Source organism: Alcaligenes sp. CHO6 (assembly GCF_037120595.1).
GTDB lineage: Bacteria > Pseudomonadota > Gammaproteobacteria > Burkholderiales > Burkholderiaceae_B > Alcaligenes > Alcaligenes ammonioxydans.
Genome location: NZ_JBANCI010000001.1, coordinates 531,217 through 556,632 on the forward strand (window position 1 = coordinate 531,217; position 25,416 = coordinate 556,632).

General features: G+C 56.6%; 24 protein-coding genes. 21 read left to right on the forward strand and 3 right to left on the reverse strand.

Annotated features, from left to right (window positions below):
- Positions 1-2: 2 nt before the first annotated feature.
- The 10 genes from paaE (at position 3) to V6936_RS02505 (ending at position 10,790) form a co-directional block, all read left to right on the forward strand.
- Entirely contained in the window at positions 3-1,085 is a 1,083-nt protein-coding gene (gene paaE / locus V6936_RS02460) for a 1,2-phenylacetyl-CoA epoxidase subunit PaaE (RefSeq protein ID WP_336579330.1), read from the forward strand.
- Positions 1,086-1,167: 82 nt separating this feature from the next.
- Positions 1,168-2,832, forward strand: coding sequence for a phenylacetic acid degradation protein PaaN (gene paaN, locus V6936_RS02465; protein ID WP_059318831.1), 1,665 nt, complete (start codon positions 1,168-1,170; stop codon positions 2,830-2,832).
- Positions 2,833-2,846: 14 nt separating this feature from the next.
- Entirely contained in the window at positions 2,847-3,638 is a 792-nt protein-coding gene (gene paaG, locus V6936_RS02470; protein WP_003799200.1) for a 2-(1,2-epoxy-1,2-dihydrophenyl)acetyl-CoA isomerase PaaG, read from the forward strand.
- Entirely contained in the window at positions 3,638-4,099 is a 462-nt protein-coding gene (gene paaI, locus V6936_RS02475) for a hydroxyphenylacetyl-CoA thioesterase PaaI (protein WP_003799201.1), read from the forward strand. Before paaG ends, paaI begins: the two co-directional genes overlap by 1 nt.
- A gap of 73 nt (positions 4,100-4,172) precedes the next feature.
- Positions 4,173-5,486 carry a phenylacetate--CoA ligase PaaK gene (gene paaK, locus V6936_RS02480; protein WP_003799203.1) on the forward strand — a complete coding sequence of 438 codons (1,314 nt, stop codon included), beginning with the start codon at positions 4,173-4,175 and terminating at the stop codon, positions 5,484-5,486.
- A gap of 130 nt (positions 5,487-5,616) precedes the next feature.
- Positions 5,617-6,075 (forward strand): holo-ACP synthase, encoded by a 459-nt coding sequence (gene acpS / locus V6936_RS02485; RefSeq protein WP_240208571.1) that lies wholly within the window; start codon positions 5,617-5,619, stop codon positions 6,073-6,075.
- Complete coding sequence (gene nagZ, locus V6936_RS02490) at positions 6,072-7,127, forward strand: beta-N-acetylhexosaminidase (protein WP_336579331.1); 1,056 nt, start codon at positions 6,072-6,074, stop codon at positions 7,125-7,127. The genes acpS and nagZ overlap by 4 nt, the downstream gene beginning before the upstream one ends.
- Positions 7,090-8,913, forward strand: a complete 1,824-nt coding sequence (gene uvrC, locus V6936_RS02495; RefSeq protein WP_003799209.1) for an excinuclease ABC subunit UvrC — start codon at positions 7,090-7,092, stop codon at positions 8,911-8,913. The genes nagZ and uvrC overlap by 38 nt, the downstream gene beginning before the upstream one ends.
- Before the next feature lie 42 nt (positions 8,914-8,955).
- Positions 8,956-9,528, forward strand: a complete 573-nt coding sequence (pgsA, locus tag V6936_RS02500) for a CDP-diacylglycerol--glycerol-3-phosphate 3-phosphatidyltransferase (RefSeq protein ID WP_003799212.1) — start codon at positions 8,956-8,958, stop codon at positions 9,526-9,528.
- A gap of 5 nt (positions 9,529-9,533) precedes the next feature.
- Positions 9,534-10,790 (forward strand): MFS transporter, encoded by a 1,257-nt coding sequence (locus V6936_RS02505; protein ID WP_131070680.1) that lies wholly within the window; start codon positions 9,534-9,536, stop codon positions 10,788-10,790.
- A gap of 147 nt (positions 10,791-10,937) precedes the next feature.
- Here V6936_RS02505 and queF read toward each other — a convergent pair whose 3' ends face one another.
- Positions 10,938-11,765: an NADPH-dependent 7-cyano-7-deazaguanine reductase QueF gene (gene queF / locus V6936_RS02510; protein WP_003799215.1), complete on the reverse strand. Its 828-nt coding sequence runs from the start codon at positions 11,763-11,765 to the stop codon at positions 10,938-10,940.
- Between the two features lie 318 nt (positions 11,766-12,083).
- Here queF and aceA point away from each other — a divergent pair, with 318 nt between their 5' ends.
- The 10 genes from aceA to V6936_RS02560 all read left to right on the forward strand — a co-directional run bounded on the left by aceA (position 12,084) and on the right by V6936_RS02560 (position 20,621).
- Complete coding sequence (gene aceA, locus V6936_RS02515; protein WP_003799217.1) at positions 12,084-13,391, forward strand: isocitrate lyase; 1,308 nt, start codon at positions 12,084-12,086, stop codon at positions 13,389-13,391.
- A gap of 574 nt (positions 13,392-13,965) precedes the next feature.
- Entirely contained in the window at positions 13,966-14,934 is a 969-nt protein-coding gene (locus tag V6936_RS02520) for a hypothetical protein (protein WP_051010383.1), read from the forward strand.
- Between the two features lies 1 nt (position 14,935).
- A complete protein-coding gene (ccoS, locus tag V6936_RS02525) occupies positions 14,936-15,121 on the forward strand; it encodes a cbb3-type cytochrome oxidase assembly protein CcoS (RefSeq protein WP_003799221.1) in 186 nt (61 codons plus the stop codon).
- A 174-nt stretch (positions 15,122-15,295) separates the two neighbouring features.
- Positions 15,296-16,783: a cytochrome-c oxidase, cbb3-type subunit I gene (ccoN, locus tag V6936_RS02530; protein WP_003799224.1), complete on the forward strand. Its 1,488-nt coding sequence runs from the start codon at positions 15,296-15,298 to the stop codon at positions 16,781-16,783.
- A 10-nt stretch (positions 16,784-16,793) separates the two neighbouring features.
- Positions 16,794-17,453 (forward strand): cytochrome-c oxidase, cbb3-type subunit II, encoded by a 660-nt coding sequence (ccoO, locus tag V6936_RS02535; protein WP_003799225.1) that lies wholly within the window; start codon positions 16,794-16,796, stop codon positions 17,451-17,453.
- Positions 17,454-17,627 carry a CcoQ/FixQ family Cbb3-type cytochrome c oxidase assembly chaperone gene (locus V6936_RS02540; protein WP_003799228.1) on the forward strand — a complete coding sequence of 58 codons (174 nt, stop codon included), beginning with the start codon at positions 17,454-17,456 and terminating at the stop codon, positions 17,625-17,627.
- Positions 17,624-18,541 carry a cytochrome-c oxidase, cbb3-type subunit III gene (ccoP, locus tag V6936_RS02545; RefSeq protein WP_336579332.1) on the forward strand — a complete coding sequence of 306 codons (918 nt, stop codon included), beginning with the start codon at positions 17,624-17,626 and terminating at the stop codon, positions 18,539-18,541. Before V6936_RS02540 ends, ccoP begins: the two co-directional genes overlap by 4 nt.
- Before the next feature lie 37 nt (positions 18,542-18,578).
- On the forward strand, positions 18,579-20,078 hold the full coding sequence (gene ccoG, locus V6936_RS02550) for a cytochrome c oxidase accessory protein CcoG (protein WP_003799232.1): 1,500 nt from the start codon (positions 18,579-18,581) through the stop codon (positions 20,076-20,078).
- 18 nt (positions 20,079-20,096) lie between these two features.
- Complete coding sequence (locus tag V6936_RS02555; protein WP_003799234.1) at positions 20,097-20,300, forward strand: FixH family protein; 204 nt, start codon at positions 20,097-20,099, stop codon at positions 20,298-20,300.
- A 66-nt stretch (positions 20,301-20,366) separates the two neighbouring features.
- Positions 20,367-20,621 (forward strand): hypothetical protein, encoded by a 255-nt coding sequence (locus V6936_RS02560; RefSeq protein ID WP_003799236.1) that lies wholly within the window; start codon positions 20,367-20,369, stop codon positions 20,619-20,621.
- Positions 20,622-20,761: 140 nt separating this feature from the next.
- On the opposite strand, the gene V6936_RS02565 is transcribed toward V6936_RS02560, so the two are convergent.
- Positions 20,762-21,490: a helix-turn-helix domain-containing protein gene (locus tag V6936_RS02565; RefSeq protein ID WP_003799238.1), complete on the reverse strand. Its 729-nt coding sequence runs from the start codon at positions 21,488-21,490 to the stop codon at positions 20,762-20,764.
- Positions 21,491-21,814: 324 nt separating this feature from the next.
- On the opposite strand from V6936_RS02565, the gene clpB reads away from it, so the two are divergent.
- Positions 21,815-24,406, forward strand: a complete 2,592-nt coding sequence (clpB, locus tag V6936_RS02570; protein WP_003799240.1) for an ATP-dependent chaperone ClpB — start codon at positions 21,815-21,817, stop codon at positions 24,404-24,406.
- A gap of 291 nt (positions 24,407-24,697) precedes the next feature.
- On the opposite strand, the gene V6936_RS02575 is transcribed toward clpB, so the two are convergent.
- Complete coding sequence (locus V6936_RS02575; protein WP_003799242.1) at positions 24,698-25,396, reverse strand: epoxyqueuosine reductase QueH; 699 nt, start codon at positions 25,394-25,396, stop codon at positions 24,698-24,700.
- Between the last annotated feature and the right edge of the window lie 20 nt (positions 25,397-25,416).

A 25,416-nucleotide genomic window follows, 5' to 3' on the forward strand; every position in this document is an offset into this window, starting at 1 on the left:
CTATGAGTCAGTTTTATTCTCTTCCTGTGGCATCGGTCTCGCGCAGCACCCGCGATGCTGTGGTGGTAGCTTTTGATGTGCCCGACAATTTGCAGGATGTGTTTCAGTTTCGCCCCGGTCAGTATCTGACCCTGCGCACCCATCTGGACGGCCAGGAACTGCGCCGCTCCTACTCGATCTGTGCCGCTCCGCACGACCGCTTGCTGCGGGTGGCGATCAAGCGCGTCAATGATGGTGCTTTCTCTACCTGGGCCAACAGCCATCTGCAGGCAGGTGCTTCGCTGGAGGTCATGCCTCCTGATGGCAACTTCACCGTAGATTTTGACTCCAGCAACGCGCACCGTTATGTTGCCTTTGCGGTGGGGAGCGGTATCACCCCCATTCTGTCGCTGGTCAAGACCGCGTTGGATACCGAGCCCAATTCCACCTTCACGCTGTTTTTCGGTAACCGCGCCTCTTCGGCCATCATGTTTCGCGAAGAGATCGAGGACCTGAAAAACACCTATATGGAACGTTTCTCCATCGTGTATATCATGAGCCGGGAAACGCAGGATATTGATCTGTTCAACGGTCGCCTGGACGGTGAGAAAGTCCGCCAGCTGATGCAGCAATGGTTCGATCCGGCCAGTGTGGATGTGGCCTTTGTGTGCGGTCCCCAGGACATGAGCGAGCAGGTGGTGGCCGCCTTGCAGGAAAACGGTCTGCAAAAATCCCAGATCAAGTTCGAGCTGTTTGGCGCTCCCAAAGGGCCACGTGCGCTGCGTACAGGTGAGGAGTCGCGCAAGGCACCGGGCAAGGAAGAGTGCGAGCTGACCGTGATTCAGGATGGCATCACACGCAACCTGACCATCAGCAAGAGCAACAGCAGCATTTTGGATGCAGCGCTCGAGCAAGGTCTGGAATTGCCGTATTCCTGTAAAGGTGGTGTTTGCTCCACCTGCCGTTGCAAGGTGGTAGAGGGCGAAGTGGACATGGATGCCAACTTTGCGCTGGAAGATTACGAAGTAGCCCGCGGTTTCGTGCTCAGTTGCCAAAGCTTTCCGGTAACCGACCGGGTAGTGATTGACTTCGATCAGGAAACCTAAGACCGCCAAAAATAGCGGTTTTCCAAGAATCTGGACGCCAGCTTCCCAGCTTGGCGTCCTACTAGTTTCAGGAGCACATTGTATGGCAGCAGATTTTTTCAAAACGCATCAGGCGACGCTGGATCAGGCTTTGAGCAGCATCCTAGCGCGCAATTTCTGGAGCGCTTATCCTGAAAATCCCAGCCCGCGCGCTTACGGTGAAACCGCGGCTCAGGAAGGTCAGGCTGCATTTGAAGCCTACCGCGACAAAGCCTTTCCCTTGACGCTGGAAGGCGCCCAAGGAGAAGTGGGTAATGAGCGCTCGCCTTTTGGTTTTGATCTGGGCATCCGTTACCCCAAAGTCCCCGTGGATCAGTTGGTGGCCCAGTCGCAACTGGCGCTGGACAGCTGGCGCGATGCGGGCCCGCAGGCCTGGGTGGGCATTTGTCTGGAAATTCTGCATCGCTTGAACCAGCGCAGCTTCGAGATTGCTCATGCCGTGCAGCACACGACGGGCCAGGGTTTCATGATGGCCTTCCAGGCCGGTGGCCCTCACGCTCAGGAACGTGCGCTGGAAGCCGTGGCCTACGCCTGGCAGGAAATGTCCCGCATCCCCGGTCTGGTTGACTGGATCAAGCCCCAGGGCAAGCATGATCCCATCCAGATGAAGAAACAGTTCAAAGTTGTGCCCCGTGGCATTGGTCTGGTCATTGGTTGCTCCACCTTCCCGACCTGGAATGGTTACCCTGGCCTGTTTGCTTCCTTGGCCACCGGCAACACCGTGATTGTGAAGCCGCATCCTGGCGCGATCCTGCCTCTGGCCATTACCGTGGCTGTCGCGCGCGAAGTGCTGGCCGAGGCCGGTTTCAATCCCAACGTGGTCTTGCTGGCGGCTCACGAGCCTTCGGAAGATACGGCACAGCAATTGGCCATGAACAAGGCCGTCAAGCTGATCGACTTTACCGGCAGTAGCCAAAACGGCAACTGGCTGGAAGCAAATGCGCGCCACGCGTTGGTCTACACCGAAAAAGCCGGTGTGAACCAGGTCATTATTGATTCGGTTGACGATTTCAAGGCGGTTGCCCGCAATCTGGCTTTCTCCTTTGCCCTGTATTCCGGCCAGATGTGTACTGCTCCTCAAAACATCTACGTGCCTCGTGACGGTATCCGCACGGCTGATGGTGTGATGAGTTTTGACGAAGTGGCTCAAGGTCTGGCCCAGGCCGTACAAAAACTGGTGTCCGATCCGGCCCGCGCCGTTGAAATTACCGGTGCTGTGCAAAACGAAGCCTGCGCACAGCGTATCGATCAGGCGCGCCAGCTGGGCATGCCTATCCTGGCTGACAGCCAGACACTGGAGCACCCTGCATTTCCCGGTGCCCGCGTACGCACACCTCTGATCTTGCAGGCCCGTGTGGACCAGCCCGAGATTCAGCAAGAATGGTTTGGCCCCATCGTATTTGTGGTGCAAACCGATTCGACCGAGCAAAGCATTGAAGTGGCAGGACGCAACGTGATCGAGCACGGCGCACTGACCTTGTCGGCGTACAGCACCGATGATGCCGTGACTGCCCAGATCCAGCGCATGGCCGAGCGTTCCGGTGTGTCCCTGTCCCTGAACCTGACCGGCGCCGTGTTCATTAATCAGACCGCAGCCTACAGCGACTTCCATGGTACGGGCGCCAACCCGGCTGCCAACGCCTCTCTGTCGGACTCGGCCTATGTGGCTAACCGTTTCCGTGTCGTTCAGACCCGCTGGCATTTCTAAAGGAGGATGGCCAGGTGACTGACCAAAGTATTCAATTTCAACTGGAAAACGGCGTAGCACGCATTACCTTGAATCGTCCCGACAAGCTCAACAGCTTCACGGCCGACATGCACGGTGAGCTGGCTCAGGCTCTGGACAAGGTGGAACAGTGCGCCGATTTGCGTGTGCTGATTCTGACCGGTAATGGACGCGGCTTTTGCGCCGGCCAGGACCTGTCCGAGCGTCAGATGAGCGCTGGCGATGCCCCCGTCGATCTGGGTGCAACCATTGAGAAATTCTACGCACCGCTGGTGCGTCGTCTGCGCGCATTGGCTGCGCCGGTGGTAGTGGGGGTCAACGGCGTGGCTGCGGGTGCTGGAGCGAACCTGGCTCTGGCGGGCGATATTGTGATTGCCGCCCGTTCGGCCAGCTTCATCCAGCCTTTCTGCCGTCTTGGCTTGTTGCCGGACACCGGCGGTACATTCTTCTTGCCGCGTCTGGTGGGCACCGCCCGCGCCATGGGTCTGTCTTTGCTGGGCGACAAGCTCTCGGCCGAACAGGCTGCACAGTGGGGGCTGATCTGGGAATGCGTGGACGATGAGGCTTTCCAGGCTCGTCTGAACGAGCTGGCCGCTCATTTTGCCCAGGCGCCGACCAAAGGTCTGGCTTACGCCAAGAAAGCGATTTATGCCAGTGATGCCCATTCGCTTGATCAACAGTTGGATCTGGAACGCGATTTGATGCGTGAACTGGGTGCCTCCGAAGATTATCGTGAGGGTGTTAATGCATTCCTGGGCAAACGTGCCCCCCAATTTAAAGGAAAGTAATGCAAAGCAACGCAATGGCTGTTGAAGACCCCCAGGCACTGGCTCAGCAGGTCAGTGACCATATGTTTGGCAATGACCAGGCATCTCAGGCTTTGGGCCTGAGCCTGGATAGCGTCGCACCGGGCAGGGCGGACATGAGCATGACGGTACGTGCCGACATGCTCAACGGCCACAAGACCTGTCACGGTGGTTTCATTTTTGCGTTGGCCGACAGCACCTTTGCGTTTGCCTGCAATTCCCGCAATGCACCGACCGTTGCGTCGGGTTGCACCATCGATTACCTGGCGCCTGCCTTTGAAGGGGATGTCCTGACTGCTCGTGCGGTTGAGGCTTCCCTGGCAGGCCGCACCGGTGTGTATGACATCGAGGTGGTCAACCAGAACAACAAGCGCATTGCCTTGTTCCGTGGACGCTCGTACCGGCTCAATGGCACGGTATTGGGCGGAATTGAAAAAAAATAATCTTTGACGATACATACCCTGTGGACCCGGGGGGGTCGGACGTACCACACCAGCGGCAGGGCAGGAGTACACCATGACAGCAATTAAAGAACAGGTTGGCCGCGATGCCATCGAGCATGCAAGTGTTGACGAGATCCGCAACTTGCAGCTGGAACGTCTGAAGTGGACGTTGCGGCATGCTTACGAGAATGTGCCGCACTATCGGCAGAAATTTGATGAAGCGGGCGTGCACCCCGACGATTTGAAGCAGTTGTCGGATATTTCCAAGTTTCCCTTCACGACCAAGCAGGATCTGCGTGACAACTACCCCTTCAAAATGTTTGCGGTTCCTCGCGAACAGGTAGCACGCGTGCACGCGTCCAGTGGCACAACGGGCAAGCCCACCGTGGTTGGCTACACGGCCAAGGACATCTCCACCTGGGCAGACCTGTTTGCCCGTTCCATGTGGGCAGCTGGCGCCCGTCCTGGCGACATTGCCCATGTGGCCTACGGCTATGGTCTGTTCACAGGCGGCCTGGGTGCCCACTACGGTGCTGAGCGTCTGGGATGCACGGTGGTTCCCATGTCCGGTGGTCAGACTGAAAAGCAGGTTCAACTGATTCAGGACTTCCGTCCCGACGTGATTCTGGTCACGCCTTCCTACTTCTGCAATATCGTGGAAGAGATCGAGCGTCAGGGCATGGACCCACGCGATACTTCCTTGCGCATCGGTATTTTTGGCGCTGAACCCTGGACAGGGCAGATGCGTCTGGATATTGAGCAGCGTGCCGGTATCGATGCTGTGGATATTTATGGTCTGTCCGAGGTAATGGGGCCTGGCGTGGCCATGGAATGTGTGGAAAGCAAGGACGGTCCAGTGGTCTGGGAAGACCATTTCTACCCGGAAATCATCAACCCTGAAACCGGCGAGCCCGTGGCCGAGGGTGAGAGCGGAGAACTGGTCTTTACCTCGCTGAGCAAGGAAGCCATGCCGGTCATTCGCTACCGTACTCGTGACCTGACCCAGTTGCTGCCACCTACCTCGCGCAGCATGCGCCGGATCGGCAAGATCACGGGCCGCAGCGACGATATGGTGATTGTGCGTGGTGTGAACCTGTTCCCGACGCAGGTCGAGGAGCTGGTTCTGAAGATGCCCGAGCTGGCTGCCCAGTACCAACTGGTCTTGAGTCGTAATGGCAATATGGACGAGCTGGAAATTCTGGTGGAGGTTCGCCCGGAGTTCAATCACTTAAATGATGCCGAGCGTGAGCAAATGGCCCGCCGCCTGAGCCACTCCATCAAGACCTTTATTGGTGTGAGTGCACGTATTCGCGTGCAGTCCTCGGGTATGGTCGAGCGTACGGTAACGGGTAAAGCCAAGCGCGTGATCGACAAGCGCGCGTTTTAGGCACGATTGCGTCCGGACTCCACAACGGCTCTGCTCTGGCAGGGCCGTTTTTGTATTCGGCGCTCTCACGGTATCATTGCAAGCTAGTAGGCGGCTCACGCCGTTTTCGTATTTTTTTTCTGATCACATCATGCCCCCAATACAGCCAGGTTTGATTGCCGGCATTGGCACCGACCTGATTCGTGTGGAACGGATCGAGCGCGCCCTGGCTCGTCACGGCGATCGTTTTGTAAAACGCATCCTGGGCGAGCAGGAGCAGCAGGTCTATGCCCGCCGTCAGGCGCGCGACCCGGTAAGGGGACTGCGCTATCTGGCAACCCGCTTTGCGGCTAAAGAAGCTTTTTCCAAAGCGGTCGGGTTGGGCATGCGCATGCCCATGGCGTGGTCGCGCATGCAAACCCTGAATGCGCCCGGTGGGCGTCCGATGGTGCGCTTGTCTGCGGACCTGCAAAGCTGGTTTGACGCCCGTTTCGGGGCGGTTCATATTTCCCTGACTGATGAATCCGATATGGCCATGGCCTTTGTGGTGCTGGAAGTCAAAGCGCCGGCCATTTCTTCCTTATCCTTAGCTGAGTCTGATACTAAATGAGTTCTTCCCCACAAGCAGTACTGCCACCGGGCCCGGTCATGGTCGATGTGCAGGGCACGGTTCTGACGGACCACGAGCGCGAGCGCCTGCGCCATCCGCTGGTCGGTGGCGTGATTCTGTTTAGCCGCAACTTTGAAAACCGTGCGCAACTGACCGCCCTGTGCCAGTCGATTCACGAGGCGCGTAACGAGCCCTTGCTGATTGCGGTGGATCACGAGGGGGGGCGGGTGCAGCGTTTCCGCGAGGATGGCTTTACCACGCTGCCCGCCATGAGCCAGTTGGGCCAGCTCTGGACGCGTGATGCCGTCAAGGCGGCGGCAGTTGCTGCCGATACGGGCTATGTGCTGGCTGCCGAGCTGCGCGCCTGTGGTGTGGATATGAGCTTTACGCCGGTGCTGGATCTGGACTGGGGAGTCAGCAAGGTTATTGGCGATCGGTCTTTCCATCGCAATCCGCGGGCAGTGTCCATGTTGGCCGCTGGCTTGATCCGTGGTTTGAACAAGGCCGGTATGGCTGCCTGCGGCAAGCACTTTCCCGGTCATGGCGGCGTAGAGGCGGATTCGCACCACGAGATTCCCGTGGACGACCGTACACTGGAAGAGATTCTGGACGAGGATGCTGCCCCTTACGGTTGGCTTGGCACCTTGCAGTTGCCCTCCGTAATGCCTGCACACGTGATCTATTCCAAAGTAGACCCGCTGCCAGCCGGCTTCTCGCCATACTGGATTCAGCGTGTGCTGCGCAAGGCCCTGGCCTATGACGGCGTCATTTTTTCCGACGACCTGACCATGGAAGGCGCCACCGTTGTGGGCGACATCCTGGCACGCGCTCAAGCGGCCTTGGGGGCGGGCTGCGACATGGTGCTGGTCTGCAATCGTCCTGATCTGGCCGACGACTTGCTCTCGCGCCTGGATTTCACGATTTCCGAGGAATCGCAAAACCGCATTCGTCGTCTCATGCCTAGCACGTCCGCTTTGGATTGGGACGCCTTGCAAGCGGATGAACACTATCAATATGCCCGCGGACTTCAATCTAAAATCCTATCTGTCTGATTTACCGAATTTGCCGGGCGTATACCGGCATCTCGATGAACAGGGCGAGGTACTGTATGTGGGCAAGGCGCGGGATCTCAAGCGTCGTGTCAGCTCGTACTTTCAAAAAACGCTGAGCAGTCCCCGCATTGCCCATATGGTGGCGCGTGTCGCGCGCATCGAGGTGACTGTTACCCGCAGCGAGGCCGAGGCCTTGCTGCTGGAAAACAACCTCATCAAGCGTCTGCGGCCACGCTACAACATTCTTTTCCGGGATGACAAGTCCTACCCCTACCTGATGATCAGCGCGCACCAGGCGCCTCGTATTGCCTATTACCGGGGCAGTACCAGCGGGAAGGGCCATTTCTTTGGCCCTTATCCCAACTCCTGGGCGGTGCGTGAAACCATTCAGATCCTGCAAAAGGTGTTTCGGTTGCGCACCTGTGAGGACAGCGTCTACGCCAATCGCAGTCGCCCCTGTCTGCTGCATCAGATCGGGCGCTGTTCGGCGCCGTGCGTCAATCTGATCTCGCCTGAGCAGTATCAGCGGGATGTGCAGCGCGCCATCAGCTTTCTGGATGGTCACACCACGCAAATCCTGAGTGAGTTGCAAGAGCGCATGATGCAGGCCTCGGACTCGCTGGATTTTGAGCAGGCCGCGATTTTGCGCGACCAGATGAAAGCCTTGTCAGCCGTGTTGCAGCAGCAAAGCATGGAGCAGGTGGGCAAGGAAGATGTCGACGTTATTGTGGTCCTCAATGCCGGGGGCAAGTTCTGTGTGAACCTGGCCATGGTGCGCGGGGGCCGTCATCTGGGAGATCGTGCCTTTTTCCCTACCCAGATCAACGATGACACCCCAAGCGAGGTGCTTGCGGCCTTTATCGCCCAGCACTACCTGGAACGTCGCATGCCACCCGTGCTGGTTTGCTCGCACGCCCTGCCTGATCCTGATCTGATGCCTTTGCTGGCGGAGCAAACCGGTGTGAAGGCGCGCATTGTGGTGCGCCCTCAAGGCGTGCGCAAGATCTGGCTGGAACAGGCAACGAAGAATGCCGGCCTGGCGCTTGCCCGGGTCTTGAGCGAATCGACGGCCCGTGCGGATCGTACCCGGGCTCTGGCTGAAGTATTGCAACTGGACCTGGATGAGGCCCAGCTCGATGCGTTGCACATCGAATGCTTTGACATCAGCCATACGGCTGGGGAGGCCACGCAGGCCTCGTGTGTGGTTTATAAGCACCACGAAATGCAGAACTCCCTTTATCGTCGCTACAACATTGCCGGCATCACCCCCGGTGATGATTACGCAGCCATGCGCCAAGTACTGAACCGACGGTTCTCGCGGGTTGCCGAAGGTCTGGCGCCTTTGCCCGACATTGTCCTGATCGACGGTGGCAAAGGGCAGGTAGAGATCGCCCGGCAGGTCTTTGTCGAATTGGGCCTGGATATTCATGTTCTGGTTGGTGTGGCCAAGGGAGAAAAGCGTAAAGTAGGTCTGGAGACCCTGGTGTTTGCCGATGATCGACCGCCTGTGGCCCTGGGCGTGGAGTCAGCTGCCTTGATGCTGGTTGCCCAGGTGCGTGACGAGGCCCACCGCTTTGCGATTACGGGCATGCGCGCTCAGCGTGCCAAAACGCGCAACGTGTCGCGTCTGGAGGATATTGATGGGATTGGCGCCAAGCGTCGCCAGCGTCTGCTGGCTCGCTTTGGGGGCTTTAGTGGCGTTGCCGATGCCAGTATCGATGAGCTTAGTGCGGTTGATGGAATATCCACGGAGCTGGCCGAACGTATTTATCATGCTTTACGATAGGCGAGAGCCTTTGTTGTTTTAAATTAGGTTGGTACCCAAGCTATGCCTTTAAATCTGCCCATTGCCCTGACGTGGCTTCGTATCGTCCTGATTCCCCTGATCGTTGCCCTGTTTTATTTGCCGGAACACTGGCTGAGCATCGAAACGCGCGATCTGTGGGCAGCGGCTGTCTTTGTCGTTGCCGCTGCGACCGACTGGTTCGACGGCTGGCTGGCGCGACGCTGGAACCAGACGTCCTCGTTTGGCGCCTTTCTGGACCCGGTTGCCGACAAACTGATGGTCAGCGCCGCCTTGCTGGTGTTACTGGATCTGGGGCGAGTGGACGCCTTTATCGCGCTGATTATTATCGGTCGTGAAATTACCATTTCTGCCTTGCGGGAGTGGATGGCCAAGATTGGCGCCAGCGGCAGTGTAGCGGTTCATCGCTTGGGTAAATTCAAAACCGCCGCGCAAATGGTTGCCATTCCCTGCCTGTTGTACTGGTCGCCTGTTATGGGGCTGCCTACACGGATCATCGGGCAAGCTCTTATTATCGTTGCAGCGGTCCTGACGGTCTGGTCCATGTGCTACTACCTGCAAAAAGCCTGGCCTGAGATCAAGAAAAAGCAGCTGTGAGACAAATGACTAACTCATCGACAAGGACGCTGGCCGGGGCGGGACCGGACGGGTCGCAGGACTGGCAGGTCATTGGCGTGATCGGTATCGCGCACGCCAGTTCGCACTTTTTTCAACTTATCTTGCCCACGCTGTACATTTCCCTGGGGCAAGAGTTCGGTTATGACTTTCTGAAGTTGGGAGGTTTGGTCACCGCTTTTTATCTGGTGTCCTGTTTTGGGCAGGCCTCTTCGGGTTTTCTGGTTGACCGGATCGGGGCCTTGCCGGTGCTGAAAGTAGGCCTGTCCTGCTTTGTAGCGGCCGCCTTGTTGATCGGAACGGCCAATGGCTATGGCATGCTGTTGGCGGCTGCCCTGATTGGCGGGGTGGGCAATGCGGTTTTTCACCCGGTGGATTACTCCATTCTCAATCACCGTGTCAGCCCGGCGCGTTTGGGCCATGCCTTCAGTGCTCACGGTTTGACAGGTAACCTGGGCTGGGCCTTGACGCCGGTCTTTATCACCACGCTGACCATTTACTTCAACTGGCGTGTTGCCGTGCTGTCGGCGGCCGCTCTGATTGCGGCTGTTTTGGTGCTTGTTCTGGTAAACCGGGATGCACTGGCTGGACGCACCGCCTCCGGGTCGATGCCGGCGCGTCCACCAAGCAAGGAGTCGGTCTGGACCACGCTGTCTACGTTGTTGTCCCGTTCCTCTTTATGGGGCGCGTTCCTGTTCTTTGCCTTTGCCACGGCGGCCATGGCAGTCGTGCAGAATTACACCATCCCCATGCTGCACACCACCTACGGTATCGATAAGGTCGTGGCGGGTACGGCCTTGTCCGGTTTTATGCTGGCGTCTGCCGCAGGCATGTTTGTGGGCGGTTTTATTGCTTCTACCACGCCACGCTCTGAGCTGATTGTATTTGTGTCCCTGTGCGTGTCGGGTGGGCTGCTTTTGGTGCTGGGCGCAGGCTGGGTGATGCCATCGATGGCTCTGTTTTTTGTGGGGGCAGCCGGGTTTTGCTCGGGTATTGCTTCGCCTTCGCGCGATATGCTGATACGGCGCGTTACGCCCAAGGGGGCGACTGGGGCTGTATACGGCCTGGTGTATTCGGGCATGGACGTGGGCTCGTCCTTGGCGCCGGTGGGTTTTGGATTGATGCTGGATGTGGGTCTGACGCAGGCCCCTTGGTATGGGGCGGCCATCGGATACTGGACTGCGGCGGGCCTGGCCGTCTATGTGGCGTCCACCGTCACCCGATCGACTAAAGCGAAAGCCTGACGGTATCCTTTGCCGCTTGGCTCGAGACCGCTTGATAACAAACCCCAAAAGCGTATCGCATTTTGGGGTTTCTTTTTTGTCAGAAAGCAGGGGGTGCCCCCTGGAAGGTGCACAGGTCAGCGGGAGGTGCGCCTGCCAGTTGCAACCTTACTGACGTGCCAGCCGTGGCTCTTGCACGCTATCTGCATGGCTGCTGCGCCAGGGATTGATGTCGAGCCCCCCACGCCGCGTGTAACGGGCATACACCAGCAAACGTTCGGGTTGGCAGCTTTGCCAGATATCGCTGTAAAGACGCTCCACACAATGCTCATGAAATTCCGTGTGGCGGCGCAGCGAAACGATATAGCGTAAAAGAGAGGCGGGGTCGATTTGAGGGCCTGTATAACGCACTTGGACGCTGCCCCAGTCCGGCTGGCCCGTGACGGGACAGTTGGATTTGAGTAAATCCGAAACCAGCGACTCGGTCACGAGCGGGGCGTCAGGCAAGCAGGCCAATAAACCGCTTTGTGGCGTGTAGTCCTGGATGCTGATATCGAGCTCATCAATGCTCCGACCTTCCAGTTGGGCGATGGTCTGACCGCTCAGAGCGCTCAAGGGCCATAGTGTCACCTGGACAGGGGCGCCGGCTATGGCGCTCAGATCCTGCTCCATGCGTCCAGCGAGACTGTCGCTGTCCTGCACGACTTCATCATTAAATGAGTTCAGATAGAGCTTGAAGGATTTGGACTCGATAATGCGCGGGCTGTTCCAGGGGATGACAAAGCGGGCCAGGGCGACCACGGGTTTGCCCTTGGGGTTGAGCCAGGAGACCTCGTAACCGTTCCAGATATCAGCGCCATACCATTGTTCAGGTAGCTCAAGGGCCTGACGATTAAGCGAGCGCTCGATACCAAACAGGACGTTGGGATCGTAACGTGTGGGATAAACCACATCGTGTCCGAGCGGCGAATCTTTAAGTGGGGAGGTGTTGCTCATGGGCAGGTGCTGCAGAAATAAAACAGGAAACCGGTGCAGCGAACACGCATTCACCGGAAGGCATACAGGCGATTATCCCACATTGTGAAATCCTTGTCTCAGTATGCAAAAAACGACTGTCGCGGTGCACAGTTTTTTATTTCATAAGCAGATAATGCATTTCATATCTCGAAATTAATTATTTATGTATATGATTTAAAACAAAAAAATAATTACTCTTATATAAGATAGAAAACATAGTTGCGGTGCAACATTTGGGTAGACTGTAGTCATCCTGTTCAATCTAGTTCACTGTTAAATCCATCGTAGGAGTTCACCATGAATGCACGAGAAACTGAGATCCGTAATTTGCAAAAACGCTGGGCTGAAGACCCGCGCTGGCAAGGTATCAAGCGTGGTTACACCGCTGAGGAAGTGATTCGTTTGCGTGGCTCTCTGGTTGAGGAGCACACTTTGGCACGGCGTGGCGCAGAGCGTCTGTGGCAGTCCATTAATCAGGAACCCTTTGTGAACGCATTGGGTGCACTGACGGGTAACCAGGCCATGCAACAGGTCAAGGCCGGCTTGAAAGCGATTTACTTGTCGGGCTGGCAGGTGGCGGGCGACGCCAACAGCGCTGGTGAAATGTACCCCGACCAATCGCTGTACCCCGTGAATTCGGTGCCCTCGGTGGTGCGTCGCATCAATAACTCTCTGGCCCGTTGCGATCAGATTCAGTGGATGGAGGGTGTGAACCCGGGCGATGAGGGTTACATCGATTACTTCGCTCCTATTGTGGCCGACGCTGAAGCGGGTTTTGGCGGCGTGCTCAATGCCTTTGAGCTGATGAAGGCCATGATTGTGGCGGGTGCGGCAGGTGTTCACTTTGAGGACCAACTGGCATCAGCCAAGAAATGCGGCCACTTGGGTGGCAAGGTATTGGTGCCTACGCGTGAAGCGGTGTCCAAGCTGGTCGCGGCCCGTCTGGCGGCAGACGTCCTGGACGTTCCCACCATTCTGGTTGCTCGTACCGATGCGGACGCAGCAGACCTGATCACCAGCGATGTGGATGAATACGATCGCCCCTTCATTCTGGAAGAACGCACAGTGGAAGGCTTCTACCGTACTCGTGCCGGTCTGGATCAAGCTATTGCCCGTGGTCTGGCTTACGCTCCTTACGCAGACCTGGTCTGGTGCGAAACTTCTACGCCGGATCTGGAATACGCTCGTCGCTTTGCGGAAGCTATCCACCGTCAGTTCCCTGGCAAGCTGCTGTCCTACAACTGCTCGCCATCGTTCAACTGGAAAAAGAACCTGGACGATGCCACGATCGCCAAATTCCAGCGCGAGCTGGGTGCCATGGGTTACAAGTTCCAGTTCATCACGCTGGCTGGTTTCCACGCACTGAACTACGGCATGTTCGAACTGGCCCACGGCTACGCCCGCAACCAGATGAGCGCTTTCGTTCAACTGCAGGAAAAAGAGTTCGCGGCTGCACCATTGGGCTTTACCGCTGTGAAGCACCAGCGTGAAGTGGGGACGGGTTACTTTGATGCTGTCACTCAGACAGTGGAAGCCGGTAAGTCCTCGACTACGGCTCTGGCCGGCTCTACCGAAGCCGAACAGTTTGCCGCTTCCGAGGCATAAGCAGGACGGGAAAGGGTAGATAGCCCCTTTTCCGATAGCAGGCAGCCCACCGCACGCTCCAGTCGGTGGGCTGCTTTTTTTTGCCCATGTCATTTTGCTTAAAAGCTACATATTTCAAATATAAAATTTGTGGGCGGTGCGCTTAAGAAAGTGGGGGATTGGATGACTCATTGTCTGTCAGAGACTGTGCGGGGAAGCCGGTCTGAAAAGGCTTGCCGAGCGATTGTCCGTTTAAGATTGAGGACTCAATAGTCAGTGAATTGATTGGTATTCTCAAAGTACGCTACTTTTGTCATGAAAGTCTTGATAATCAAGGCGTTTTCCTAGTGCAAGACATGGTAGACTTTGGCCGCGCAAGCGATTTATGAAGGGACCTGAAAAGTGAGCTTTGCGTCCAGGCGCGCATAAAAAAAAGGCTGCCAATGAGCAGCCTTGAAAGCATTGAACAGTTAGCGCCGCGTTGGGGGGGGTAACGGCCTGAACAAGATGCATAGGGACAACGATAAAGGATCGAAGCAAAGTCGTATTGATTTAAATCAAGAATGAAGAAATATCAGTGGCTTATAGTCCATCCATGCGCGCATATTCGATTTTTTCTCTCCCCAAGCCGCTCACTGACGAGCAGCGATCACATCGGCGTCATACATTGGCCCGTCTAGGCCTGTCGTGGCTGGCAGCCATGCAGGTGATGATGTTTGCGTTTCCGGGCTACATGCGTTCCTTCAGCACCCGAGCTGAGGATATTGAATCCCTGTCGCAGGTCATTGTGCTCATGAACTGGGCCGGGCTGTGTCTGACCATGCCGGTGGTGCTGTACTGTTCCTGGCCGATTCTAAAAGGCGCGTTCAAAAGCCTGTCTGAGGGTCGCGTCGGTATGGATGTACCCGTGGCGCTGGGGATTGTGGGCGCGTTCCTGCCCAGTGTGTACAACACCTGGATGCAGCAAGGCGAGGTGTATTACGACTCGGTCACGATGTTCGTGGCCTTTTTGTTGACGGCCCGCTATCTGGAGCTTTGCGCACGCCAGTCGGTGACCCAGTCCGCGTCCCACGATCTGATAGAACGTTTTCGCCAGACAGTGACAGGGCATGCGAATACCTTGGCATTCTGGTTTGTCAGTATTCAACTGGTGTTGGCTGCTGCATTCGGTCTGGTCTGGTACTGGATAGACCCCTCGCACGTTGTGCCTGTGGTGGTCGCCATGTTGGTCATGAGCTGTCCCTGTGCCATGTCCATGTCCGTGCCGTCGGCCGTCGCCTCGGCACATGCCAGTTTGCTGGCCCGACCCGCTCAGAATGAATTTGAAGTTGTGCAGTTGACCCAGCAAACCGGTCGCATCGCCCGTCAAAATCTCTATGGTTCCATTGCCTGGCATTTACTGATGACACCGCTGGCTGCCATGGGCATTGTGGCTCCCTGGCTGGCGGCTGTCAGCATGCTGGTATCGTCGTTGGCCGTAGCGGCCAACTCCTGGCGTATCTACCGCAGCCGCACCCGCATGGTGCCTGCCCAGTGGACAGGCCCGGCGGCAAGGCAGGGCTGATATGTTTGGCTCTTTGCTGGTCCTGATCCCCATCTCCATCTTTCTGGTCGTTGTCATTGGTATTTCATTCTGGTGGGCTATTTTTGCCGGTCAGTTTGAGGATACCGGCAATGCGGCGGACTCCATCTTGCTCGATGATGACTCCACAGCGAGTCCTGCAGGGACAGAGCGCCCACCAGATACCTGACCTCCCGTTTTTAGTCCTGCAAATGGTCGGCGACACACAGTCTGCGGGGCGGAAACACGTGTGAGTGCGTGCTTTCCGAAGTTTTTTGATAAGCATCAAGTAGCGGATTACCGACTTGCTGGATCATGTATCTTGTTGTCGCTTGTATTAACAATGTTTGTTTAGGGGAAGCAAATGGGCACTTCCGATGCAGTCGGAAATAACGCCGAAGTCTTCAATTACGGGATTGTCAGGCAATTCGCCATCATGACCGTATTTTGGGGCGTCATCGGCATGGCAATAGGTCTTTTTATTGCCTTGCAGTTGATTTGGCCAGAACTCAATTTCGACACACCGTGGCTTAGTTTTGGGCGTCTGCGCCCATTGCATACGAACGCTGTGATTTTCGCCTTTGGTGGGACGGGCTTGTTTGCCACTTCCTACTATGTGGTACAGCGTACCTGTCAGGCCCGTTTGTTTTGCGACAAGCTGGCTGCCTTTACCTTCTGGGGTTGGCAAGCCGTGCTGGTGGCAGCGGTCATCACCCTGCCTATGGGGTACACCAGCTCCAAAGAGTACGCCGAACTGGAGTGGCCCATCGACATCCTGATCACGCTGGTCTGGGTGGCGTATGCCATTGTGTTCTTTGGCACGATCGTCAAGCGCCGGGTGCGTCACATTTATGTGGCCAACTGGTTTTTCGGTTCTTACATCGTCACGATCGCTGTTCTGCACATTTTCAACAACCTGGAGTTGCCCGTCAGCTTCATGAAGTCCTACTCGGCTTACGCCGGTGTGCAGGATGCCATGGTTCAGTGGTGGTACGGCCATAATGCCGTGGGCTTTTTCTTGACCACGTCCTTTCTGGGCATGATGTACTACTTCATCCCCAAACAGGCTAACCGTCCCATTTATTCTTACCGTCTGTCTATCGTTCACTTCTGGGCGCTGGGCTTTACCTACATGTGGGCCGGTCCTCACCACCTGCTGTATACCTCCCTGCCAGATTGGACACAGTCCCTGGGCATGGCGTTTTCCCTGATTTTGCTGGCTCCCTCCTGGGGCGGCATGATCAACGGCATCATGACCTTGTCGGGCGCCTGGCACAAGCTGCGTACCGACGCGATTCTGAAATTCATGGTGGTGGCTTTGTCCTTCTACGGCATGTCCACGTTTGAAGGTTCCATGATGGCAATCCGTACGGTGAACGCGCTGTCGCATTACACCGACTGGACCGTGGGCCACGTGCACTCCGGCGCGCTGGGCTGGGTAGCCATGATTACCTTCGGCTCCCTGTACTACCTGATTCCGCGCCTGTACGGTCGCACTGAAATGGCTCGTCCTCGTTTGATCGACCTGCACTTCTGGCTGGCGACTCTGGGCGTGGTGCTGTATATCGCCGCCATGTGGATTGCTGGCGTGATGCAGGGCCTGATGTGGCGTGCAACCGGGGTGGACGGCACCTTGACCTACAGCTTTGTGGAAGTGGTGAAGGCAACCTACCCCTTCTACGCGATCCGGGCCTTGGGCGGCGCCTTCTTTGTGGCTGGTATCTTGCTGATGTCCTGGAACGTGTTCCTGACCGTTCGTGCAGGTCAGAAAAATATCAATCCTGTTGTGCCTCTGAAAAATCCGGATGCCCGTGACCCAGCGCTGGTGGGCCCAACCACCTTGCTGGCCTAAGGAGTAAATCATGGCTAATGACACTAATAAGCGCTTTTCGCACGCCACGATCGAGAGAAATACCGGGCTGCTGATCATCCTGAGTATTTTGGTGATTTCCTTCGCGGGTCTGGTGCAGATCGTTCCTTTGTTCTTTCAACACTCGACGACGCAGCCCACTGAAGGGATTGAGCCCTACGAGCCTTTGCGACTGATGGGGCGTGACATCTACATCCGTGAAGGGTGTGTGGGCTGTCACTCGCAGCAAATCCGCATGCTGCAATCCGAAGTGCAGCGTTACGGTCCCTATTCGCTGGCAGGGGAGTCCGTCTACGACCACCCCTTCCTGTGGGGTTCCAAACGTACCGGTCCTGATCTGGCTCGCGTCGGTCAGCGCTACAGCGATGAGTGGCACCGCATCCACCTGCGCAATCCACGCAATGTAGTTAAAGAGTCCAATATGCCTGCCTACCCATGGCTGCAGAAAAACTCGGTGGAAGGTGCAAATATCCAGGACCGCATGAAGGTGCTGCGCACCTTGGGCGTGCCCTACACGCAAGAACAAATTGATGCCGCTCCCGAGCAGCTGGTAGGCAAGACCGAAGAAGACGCGGTTGTCGCCTATCTGCAGGGCCTGGGCGTGGCCAGTCGCGACGCAGCTGCCAAGGCTGTGGAGCAGGGGAGCTTCTAAATGGTAGCCATCATCAACGGTGTCATGACTGTTTTGGCGATGGCGACCTTCCTTGGAATTTGCTGGTGGGCGTTCTCTCGGGGACGCCGCCAGGCCAACGAAGAAGCCGCGCTTCTGCCTTTCGCCTTGCCCGACGAGGGAAGCAACGATAAAAACCCTGGGGGTTCCGAATGAGTGACTTTTTTAATAATGGCTGGAGCCTCTGGATTTCCGGCATTGCCTTGCTTGGCATCATATTTTGTTTGTGGTTGCTGTTTACCCAGCGTGCATTTCTGGGCAAAACAGTCGATGTAGAAGAGACCGGTCACGTCTGGGACGGTGATCTGACAGAGCTCAATACACCGGTGCCTCGCTGGTGGACCGTGATGTACATCGCTCTGTGTGTGTTTGCTCTGGGTTATCTGGTGCTGTATCCCGGCCTGGGCAGTTTCAAGGGCACGCTGGGCTTTACCGCGGGCCAGCAGGTCAAACAGCAACAGGCCGAGATCAATGCTCGCTTGGAGCCGGTTTATGCCCGTTACCGTGACATGCCCATCGAAGAGATCGCTCGCGATCAGGAAGCCCGGGAAATCGGCCAGCGCCTGTTTCTGAACAACTGCGCCCAATGCCACGGATCGGATGCCCAAGGTTCCCCCAGCTTTCCCAACCTGGCCAACAAAGCCTGGTTGTGGGGCGGTGAACCCGAGCAGATTCTGCACACCATTACGGAAGGCCGTACCGGCATGATGCCGCCACAAGCCCAGTTCACTCCTGCTGAAGCCTCGGATGTGGCCCAGTACGTGCGCTCCTTGTCTGGCCTGGCAGCAGATCCTTTGCGGCTGGTCGCTGGCAAACGCGTGTATGACAGTGCATGTTTTGCCTGTCACGGCGCTGATGGCAAGGGCAACACCTTGTTGGGCGCCCCTGACCTGACTGATGACTACTGGCTGTATGGCAGTTCCGAAGCCACGATTGTGCAGACAGTCTTGCAGGGCCGCACCAACCAGATGCCGGCACAAAAGGGCACACTGACTCCCGAGCAGATTCGTTTGTTGGCCGGTTGGGTCTGGGGTTTGTCCAATAATGCCGAGCCTGCCCAGGCCAACTAATGTGTTTTAAATTGATCTGACGCCTTCAGGACTTGCAATGAGTAGCGATTCTTCCCAACCCGGCGCTGATAACGCGCAGGGAAATGTGCCCAAGTGGCAACCTCCACGTAACACCAAGGGAGCGGGTGGAACCTCTCCGCAAGTCGAGAAGGCGCTGGTCGATGTACGCAGTAAAATCTATCCACGATCCGTCAAGGGCGTTTTCGCCCGCTGGCGGATCTGGATGGTGTATTTCACGCAGATCATTTTCTATGGTCTGCCCTGGTTGGAATGGCATGGGCGTCAGGCTGTGCTGTTTGACCTGCTGGAGCGCAAGTTCTACATTTTTGGCATGATTCTGTGGCCTCAGGACGTGATCTACCTGACGGTGCTGCTCCTGATATCGGCCTTTTCCCTGTTTCTTTTCACCGCCATGGCAGGCCGCCTGTTCTGTGGCTACGCCTGTCCGCAAACGGTCTACACTGAAATTTTCATGTGGGTCGAGCGCAAGGTGGAAGGGGATCGCCTGGCACGTATCCGCTTGGATGAGCAAGCCTGGAATGCCAGAAAATTACGTCTCAAAGCAACCAAGCACTTTTTGTGGATTGTGATTGCTTTGTGGACCGGCTTTACCTTCATCGGCTATTTTGCGCCTATCCGCGAGCTCGGTGGCGAGCTGATCAATCTGTCTCTGGGGCCCTGGCAGTGGTTCTGGCTGTTGTTCTACGCCTTTGCCACCTGGGGTAACGCGGGTTTCATGCGTGAGGCGGTCTGCAAGTACATGTGCCCCTATGCACGCTTTCAAAGCGCCATGGTGGACAGCGATACCTTTGTGGTGACCTACGACTTCGTGCGGGGTGAAACCCGCGGCGGACGATCTCGCAAGATTGACCACAAAGAAGCCGGCATGGGCGACTGTGTGGACTGCAGCCTTTGTGTCCAGGTCTGTCCGACCGGCATTGATATCCGGGACGGGCTGCAGTACATGTGCATTGGCTGTGGTGCCTGTGTGGACGTCTGTGATCAGGTGATGGACAAGATGGGGTATGAGAAGGGCCTGATCCGCTATACCTCCGAGCGGGCCATCAAAGAGCGCATGACCCAGTCTCAGGTACGCCGTCGGATGCTGCGCCCGCGTGTGGTGTCGTACATTCTGATTCTGGCCGTAATCTGTGGCGCCTTTGTCTATACCCTGGCCACGCGCACGCCGATGCGGGTTGACGTCATTCGTGATCGCGGTGCCCTGGGCCGTGAAGTGCCGGGGGGCATGATTGAGAACGTGTTCCGTCTGCAGGTGATCAATACCTCGGAAGAGGCTATGGAGCTGCAGTTATCCGTTACCGGGCTGGAAGGGGCGCGCATTCACTTGACCGAGAATGGCCAGGATCATATCCGGGTGGCACCTGCTGGCAATAGACTGCTGCCTGTCGTGGTGCAAGTCCCAATTAGTAGTGCCAAGCCGGGCCTGTATGATATTTCCATTCAGGCGGTGGGCGAGCACGAGGATGGCCGCAAGACGTACGTGACCGAACGCAGTAGTTTTTACATTCCTCAGTAATTTTATAAAGAGCAAAACATGGACGAATCAAAGGACAGTGGACCCTGGTGGCGTGAGCCGTGGCCCTGGTTGTTGATGGCGGGGCCGGCTCTGGCTATCGTGGGCTGCGTCATTACGATTGTGCTGGCCTTCCAGAATTTCAGTAATCAAGGCATTACCGATGGCGGGGTCAAGCAGGGTCTGGTTGTCAGCAAGGTAGAGTCTGCCCCCGAGCAGCACTAAATGTAGTCGTTTCACCGTTACGCTAGGGTTGAGAGAAGTATGTTTCCGTTCAAGAAGGGGGTACGAATGACCATCCGATCGTTGATGTGGATACTGTGGCCTTCATTCCTGGTTGCCGGGGTGCTCAGTGCAATCGTGTTTGCTTTGGTGGACCCGTTGGACATCGTTGTGCTTGGACATATGCAAGTAGATCGACTGGCCTTTTATACGGTGGCGTTTTTCCTGTTCTGGCTGGCTGCCGCAGTGGCCTGTGCGCTTAGTTTGTACATGTCCTCCGGTTCGCCTGCGGCATTGGCTGAACCGGCAGATAGTCTGGACTGACCCAAGCTCTGGTCTGGCCATAAAAAAAGCACATGCTAAACAGCATGTGCTTTTTTTTTGGGCTTGTTGTCTGGGAACGCGTGCAGGTCGCGCAAGCCTGTCAGGGGCGGCTTACCTGCTTTGCAGTGGAGCCGTCCGGCTTAATCGCATTCGGTGCCGGCCAGCGTGCGCAGGGCAGCCAGATCGAGCAGGTGAACTTCACGTTGGGAAATTTTCAGCAGGCCTTCACGCGCAAAGCGTGAGAACAGGCGGCTGACCGTTTCCAGTGTCAAGCCCAGGAAATTGCCAATTTCTTCGCGGCTCATGCGCAAAATGAATTCGTAGGGGGAGTAGCCAAGCAGCGACAAGCGCTGGGACAGGTTCAGCAAGAAAGCAGCCAGACGCTGCTCGGAACGCAGTCCGGCGAGCGTCAACATCAACTGATGGGCGCGGTTGATTTCCTTGCTCATCAGGCGACGGAATTGTTGCTGCAAGATGGGCAACTGGGCAGAGAGGCGGTCCAGATCATCCAGACGAATGACGCAGACTTCGCTGTCTTCCAAAGCGATGGCATGGGACACATGGCGATTTTCAACCAGGCTGTCCATGCCCAGGATTTCCCCTGGTAACAAAAAGCCCGTAATCTGGATGTGGCCGGTGGAATCTTCCAATTGCATCTTGATTGAGCCAGAGCGCAACCCATAGATTCCTTCGACCGAGTCGGCCAGCCGGAACAGCACGCCGCCTTTCGGGATGCGGATGCGCTCCTTGACCAGTTCGTCCAGCCGCTCCATTTCGTGCTTAGGCATCCCAAGAGGCAGACATACCTCATTGAGCATACAGCTGGAGCAGCGTATGGAGTCAGCAGTAACCGAGATACGTTTTTGCATAAGGAATAATGTCAGATGGCGAAACGCTAAATCTTTGAGTCAAATCAAGTGTAATTGTAGCTTTTTATTGGTTGTTATTCCCGTTAATCCTTAATATGTTTAGTTCTTAAGGCTCGCGGTGCGCAGTAAGCCGCTAGGGACGCCGTGTATGGCGCACTCAGTCTGCCTTTGCCGGGTTGTTGTTTAAAAGCGATCCAAACACTTGAATACTTGGTTTTTGTCCTTATCTTCAATTCATCCTGTTATTTGTTGCGAGATCTGGGCAAACAGTATTGAGTAACTGTTTGCTTTAGCTTATCGCATATTTTCTCAAGTGAAAATTCTATGCGAATCGATAAATTGACAACGAAGTTTCAACAGGCTCTGGCCGATGCGCAGAGCCTGGCTGTTCGCGAAGATAACCCTTACCTCGAACCGGCTCACGTGCTGGTTGCCTTGTTGGCGGATGCGGACTCGGGCACGGGCAGCTTGCTGGCCCGTGCGGGGGTGGCCATTCCCCGTCTGGAAAATGAACTCAATCGTCTGATTTCCAACTTGCCCAAGGTGCAAGGGGCGGAGGGGCAGCAGCAGCTCAGTTCCGCCTTGCAGGCTGCCTTGGCCAAAACCGACAAGGAAGCCGCGCAGCGGGGCGATACCTATATCGCCAGCGAGCTGTTCTTGTTGGCCCTGGCCGATGATAAAGGCGAGACCGGTCGCGCCCTGCGCGATGCCGGTCTGCAGCGCCGTGCGCTTGAAGCGGCCATCGAGGCCGTGCGCGGTGGCAGCAATGTGAATGACGCTGAAGGGGACAGCAACCGGGAAGCGCTGGAAAAGTATACGACTGACCTGACCGAGCGGGCCCGCCTGGGCAAGCTGGACCCGGTGATTGGTCGTGACGACGAAATTCGTCGCACCATCCAGATTCTGCAGCGTCGTACCAAGAACAATCCGGTACTGATTGGTGAGCCCGGGGTGGGCAAGACGGCGATTGTGGAAGGTCTGGCCCAGCGTATCGTGAACAATGAAGTGCCCGAGACCCTGAAGGGCAAGCGTGTCCTGGTGCTGGACCTGGCTGCCTTGCTGGCTGGTGCCAAATATCGTGGTGAGTTTGAGGAACGCCTGAAAGCGGTCTTGAAAGAGCTGTCCAAGGATGATGGCAAAACCATTGTCTTCATTGACGAGCTGCACACCATGGTGGGCGCGGGCAAGGCGGAAGGCGCCATGGACGCGGGCAATATGCTCAAGCCTGCTCTGTCACGGGGCGAGCTGCATTGCATTGGCGCCACGACCTTGAACGAGTACCGCCAGTACATCGAGAAAGACGCCGCCCTGGAGCGTCGCTTCCAGAAAGTGCTGGTCAACGAACCCGATATGGAGTCCACCATTGCGATCCTGCGCGGTTTGCAGGAGCGCTACGAACTGCACCACGGTGTGGCGATTACTGACCCGGCCATTGTGGCGGCGGCCGAGCTGTCGCAGCGTTACATTACGGATCGCTTCCTGCCCGATAAGGCTATCGACCTGATTGACGAGGCGGCAGCCCGCATTCGTATGGAGATCGACTCCAAACCCGAGGTCATGGACAAGCTGGATCGCCGCATCATTCAGTTGAAGATCGAACGCGAAGCAGTTATCAAGGATACAGACGAGGCGTCGCAACGTCGCTTGCAGGCCATCAACGATGAGATGGAAAAGCTGCAGCGCGAGTACAACGACTATGAGGAGGTCTGGAAAGCTGAAAAAGCAGCGGTCCAGGGTTCGCAAGTCGTTAAAGAGGAAATCGAGAAGGTGCGTGCCGAAATGGCCGAGCTGCAACGCAAGGGTCAGTTCGACAAATTGGCCGAGCTGCAATATGGCAAGCTGCCCGAGCTGGAAGAGCGCCTGAAAGCGGCTGAAGCCAATATGGACAAGGCCGATCAGGACAAGCCGCGCCTGTTGCGTACGCAGGTCGGTGCCGAGGAAATCGCGGAAGTGGTTTCGCGTGCAACCGGTATTCCTGTGTCCAAGATGATGCAGGGCGAGCGTGAAAAGCTCTTGCAGATGGAAGACTACCTGCATAAGCGTGTGGTCGGTCAGGGTGAAGCAGTACGGTTGGTGTCGGATGCCATCCGTCGCTCGCGTGCGGGTCTGTCTGATCCGTCCCGCCCATATGGTTCCTTCCTGTTCCTGGGGCCAACTGGTGTGGGTAAGACCGAGTTGACCAAGGCATTGGCCAACTTCCTCTTTGACTCCGAGGATCACATGATTCGTATCGATATGAGCGAATTCATGGAGAAACACTCGGTGGCCCGCTTGATCGGTGCGCCTCCTGGCTACGTGGGCTATGAGGAGGGCGGTTACCTGACCGAGGCCGTGCGTCGCAAACCTTATTCGGTGATTTTGCTGGACGAGGTAGAGAAAGCACACCCCGACGTCTTTAACGTGCTCTTGCAGGTGCTGGACGATGGTCGTTTGACCGATGGCCAGGGCCGTACGGTGGACTTCCGCAACACGGTGATCATCATGACTTCGAACCTGGGTTCGCAGCATATTCAGCGTTTGTCGGGTGAGCCGTACGATGTGATCAAGGAAGTGGTGTGGGAGGAAGTGAAACAGCATTTCCGTCCTGAATTCCTGAACCGCATTGACGAGGTGGTCGTGTTCCACGGTCTGGAGGCAGAGCACATTGAGTCTATTGCGCGCATCCAGCTCGAGCGTTTGGATCAGCGTTTGGCTCAGCGTGACATGCATCTGGAAGTCAGTGATGCTGCCTTGGCGCAATTGGCCAAGGCCGGATTTGACCCCGTGTTTGGCGCACGTCCGTTGAAGCGTGCTATTCAACAGCACATTGAAAATCCGGTGGCACGCCTGATTCTGGAAGGCCGATTTGGTCCTAAAGATGTGGTGCCTGTGGACTGGAAGGATGGCGAGTTCACATTTACGCGCAGCATCCAGTAAAGCAGCATGTGGCTGTGCTGGTAGGAATCAGGCTGTATCACCGCCAGCCAGAGTGCAAAAGAAAAGCGCCTTAGGTAACTAAGGCGCTTTTTCCTTGGGTGCCCCGTTCGCAGATACACTGGTGAGAACAGATTGAGCGGATCCCTGACAGAGCGGTTCGGTCGCCATCCTCGTATCGGCTCTGGGGGCCGAACCGACGAACGGACACTTGCACAATCGCTGTTCAAGCTCGGGGAAGCTGTTTGGGTGCCAACTTCTTTACTGTGCGCGTGTCCGGAGGGACTTGTTCGATCAAGCGGACTTTGGAGCAGCCGCCGGGGGAGGCGTCAGGTCCAGTTCATCCTTGCCATAGAACTTCACGCCGATCTCGATGCGCGGGCGGCCCTGGGATCGACGGTGGCGGTTGGTGTCCCGCAGCGAATACACACAGCCGCAGTATTCCTGTTGATAGAAGTTCTCGCGCTTGCTGATTTCCAGCATGCGTTGCGAGCCGCCGCCTTTGCGCCAGTTATAAGTCCAGTACTTCATCTCCGGGTAACGGGCTGCGGCCCGTTCGCCGCAATCGTTGATCTGGTTCATGTCTTTCCAGCGCGAAATGCCCAAGACGCTGGAAATAACGTCGTAGCCATGCTCATGGGCGTACAGGGCCGTGCGCTCAAAACGCATGTCAAAGCAGACCGTGCAGCGCTCGCCACGCTCAGGCGCGTGTTCCAGGCCACGTACGCGTTCAAACCAGTTGTCCACGTCGTAGTCGGCGTCAATGAACTCGATGCCGTGCTGCTGGGCAAAGCGGATATTTTCCTGTTTGCGCAACTCGTACTCGCGCACGGGGTGAATATTGGGGTTGTAGAAGAAAACGGTGTATTCGATCCCTGAGGCGTGCAGTGCCTCCATGACCTCGCCTGAACAGGGGGCACAGCAAGAATGCAACAGCAGTTTCTCGCGTTTTTCCGGCAGGGTTAAAACGGGGCGATTGAGCTGAGTGGACATGAATCTGAATCCGGGAAAAA

Bases quoted from the DNA above. Each gene is read 5' to 3' on its own strand.
- paaE (WP_336579330.1), top strand. From the start codon at position 3: ATGAGTCAGTTTTATTCTCTTCCTGTGGCATCGGTCTCGCGCAGCACC.
- paaN (WP_059318831.1), top strand. From the start codon at position 1,168: ATGGCAGCAGATTTTTTCAAAACGCATCAGGCGACGCTGGATCAGGCT.
- paaI (WP_003799201.1), top strand. From the start codon at position 3,638: ATGCAAAGCAACGCAATGGCTGTTGAAGACCCCCAGGCACTGGCTCAG.
- paaK (WP_003799203.1), top strand. From the start codon at position 4,173: ATGACAGCAATTAAAGAACAGGTTGGCCGCGATGCCATCGAGCATGCA.
- acpS (WP_240208571.1), top strand. From the start codon at position 5,617: ATGCCCCCAATACAGCCAGGTTTGATTGCCGGCATTGGCACCGACCTG.
- nagZ (WP_336579331.1), top strand. From the start codon at position 6,072: ATGAGTTCTTCCCCACAAGCAGTACTGCCACCGGGCCCGGTCATGGTC.
- uvrC (WP_003799209.1), top strand. From the start codon at position 7,090: ATGCCCGCGGACTTCAATCTAAAATCCTATCTGTCTGATTTACCGAAT.
- pgsA (WP_003799212.1), top strand. From the start codon at position 8,956: ATGCCTTTAAATCTGCCCATTGCCCTGACGTGGCTTCGTATCGTCCTG.
- V6936_RS02505 (WP_131070680.1), top strand. From the start codon at position 9,534: ATGACTAACTCATCGACAAGGACGCTGGCCGGGGCGGGACCGGACGGG.
- queF (WP_003799215.1), bottom strand. From the start codon at position 11,765: ATGAGCAACACCTCCCCACTTAAAGATTCGCCGCTCGGACACGATGTG.
- aceA (WP_003799217.1), top strand. From the start codon at position 12,084: ATGAATGCACGAGAAACTGAGATCCGTAATTTGCAAAAACGCTGGGCT.
- V6936_RS02520 (WP_051010383.1), top strand. From the start codon at position 13,966: ATGCGCGCATATTCGATTTTTTCTCTCCCCAAGCCGCTCACTGACGAG.
- ccoS (WP_003799221.1), top strand. From the start codon at position 14,936: ATGTTTGGCTCTTTGCTGGTCCTGATCCCCATCTCCATCTTTCTGGTC.
- ccoN (WP_003799224.1), top strand. From the start codon at position 15,296: ATGGGCACTTCCGATGCAGTCGGAAATAACGCCGAAGTCTTCAATTAC.
- ccoO (WP_003799225.1), top strand. From the start codon at position 16,794: ATGGCTAATGACACTAATAAGCGCTTTTCGCACGCCACGATCGAGAGA.
- V6936_RS02540 (WP_003799228.1), top strand. From the start codon at position 17,454: ATGGTAGCCATCATCAACGGTGTCATGACTGTTTTGGCGATGGCGACC.
- ccoP (WP_336579332.1), top strand. From the start codon at position 17,624: ATGAGTGACTTTTTTAATAATGGCTGGAGCCTCTGGATTTCCGGCATT.
- ccoG (WP_003799232.1), top strand. From the start codon at position 18,579: ATGAGTAGCGATTCTTCCCAACCCGGCGCTGATAACGCGCAGGGAAAT.
- V6936_RS02555 (WP_003799234.1), top strand. From the start codon at position 20,097: ATGGACGAATCAAAGGACAGTGGACCCTGGTGGCGTGAGCCGTGGCCC.
- V6936_RS02560 (WP_003799236.1), top strand. From the start codon at position 20,367: ATGACCATCCGATCGTTGATGTGGATACTGTGGCCTTCATTCCTGGTT.
- V6936_RS02565 (WP_003799238.1), bottom strand. From the start codon at position 21,490: ATGCAAAAACGTATCTCGGTTACTGCTGACTCCATACGCTGCTCCAGC.
- clpB (WP_003799240.1), top strand. From the start codon at position 21,815: ATGCGAATCGATAAATTGACAACGAAGTTTCAACAGGCTCTGGCCGAT.
- V6936_RS02575 (WP_003799242.1), bottom strand. From the start codon at position 25,396: ATGTCCACTCAGCTCAATCGCCCCGTTTTAACCCTGCCGGAAAAACGC.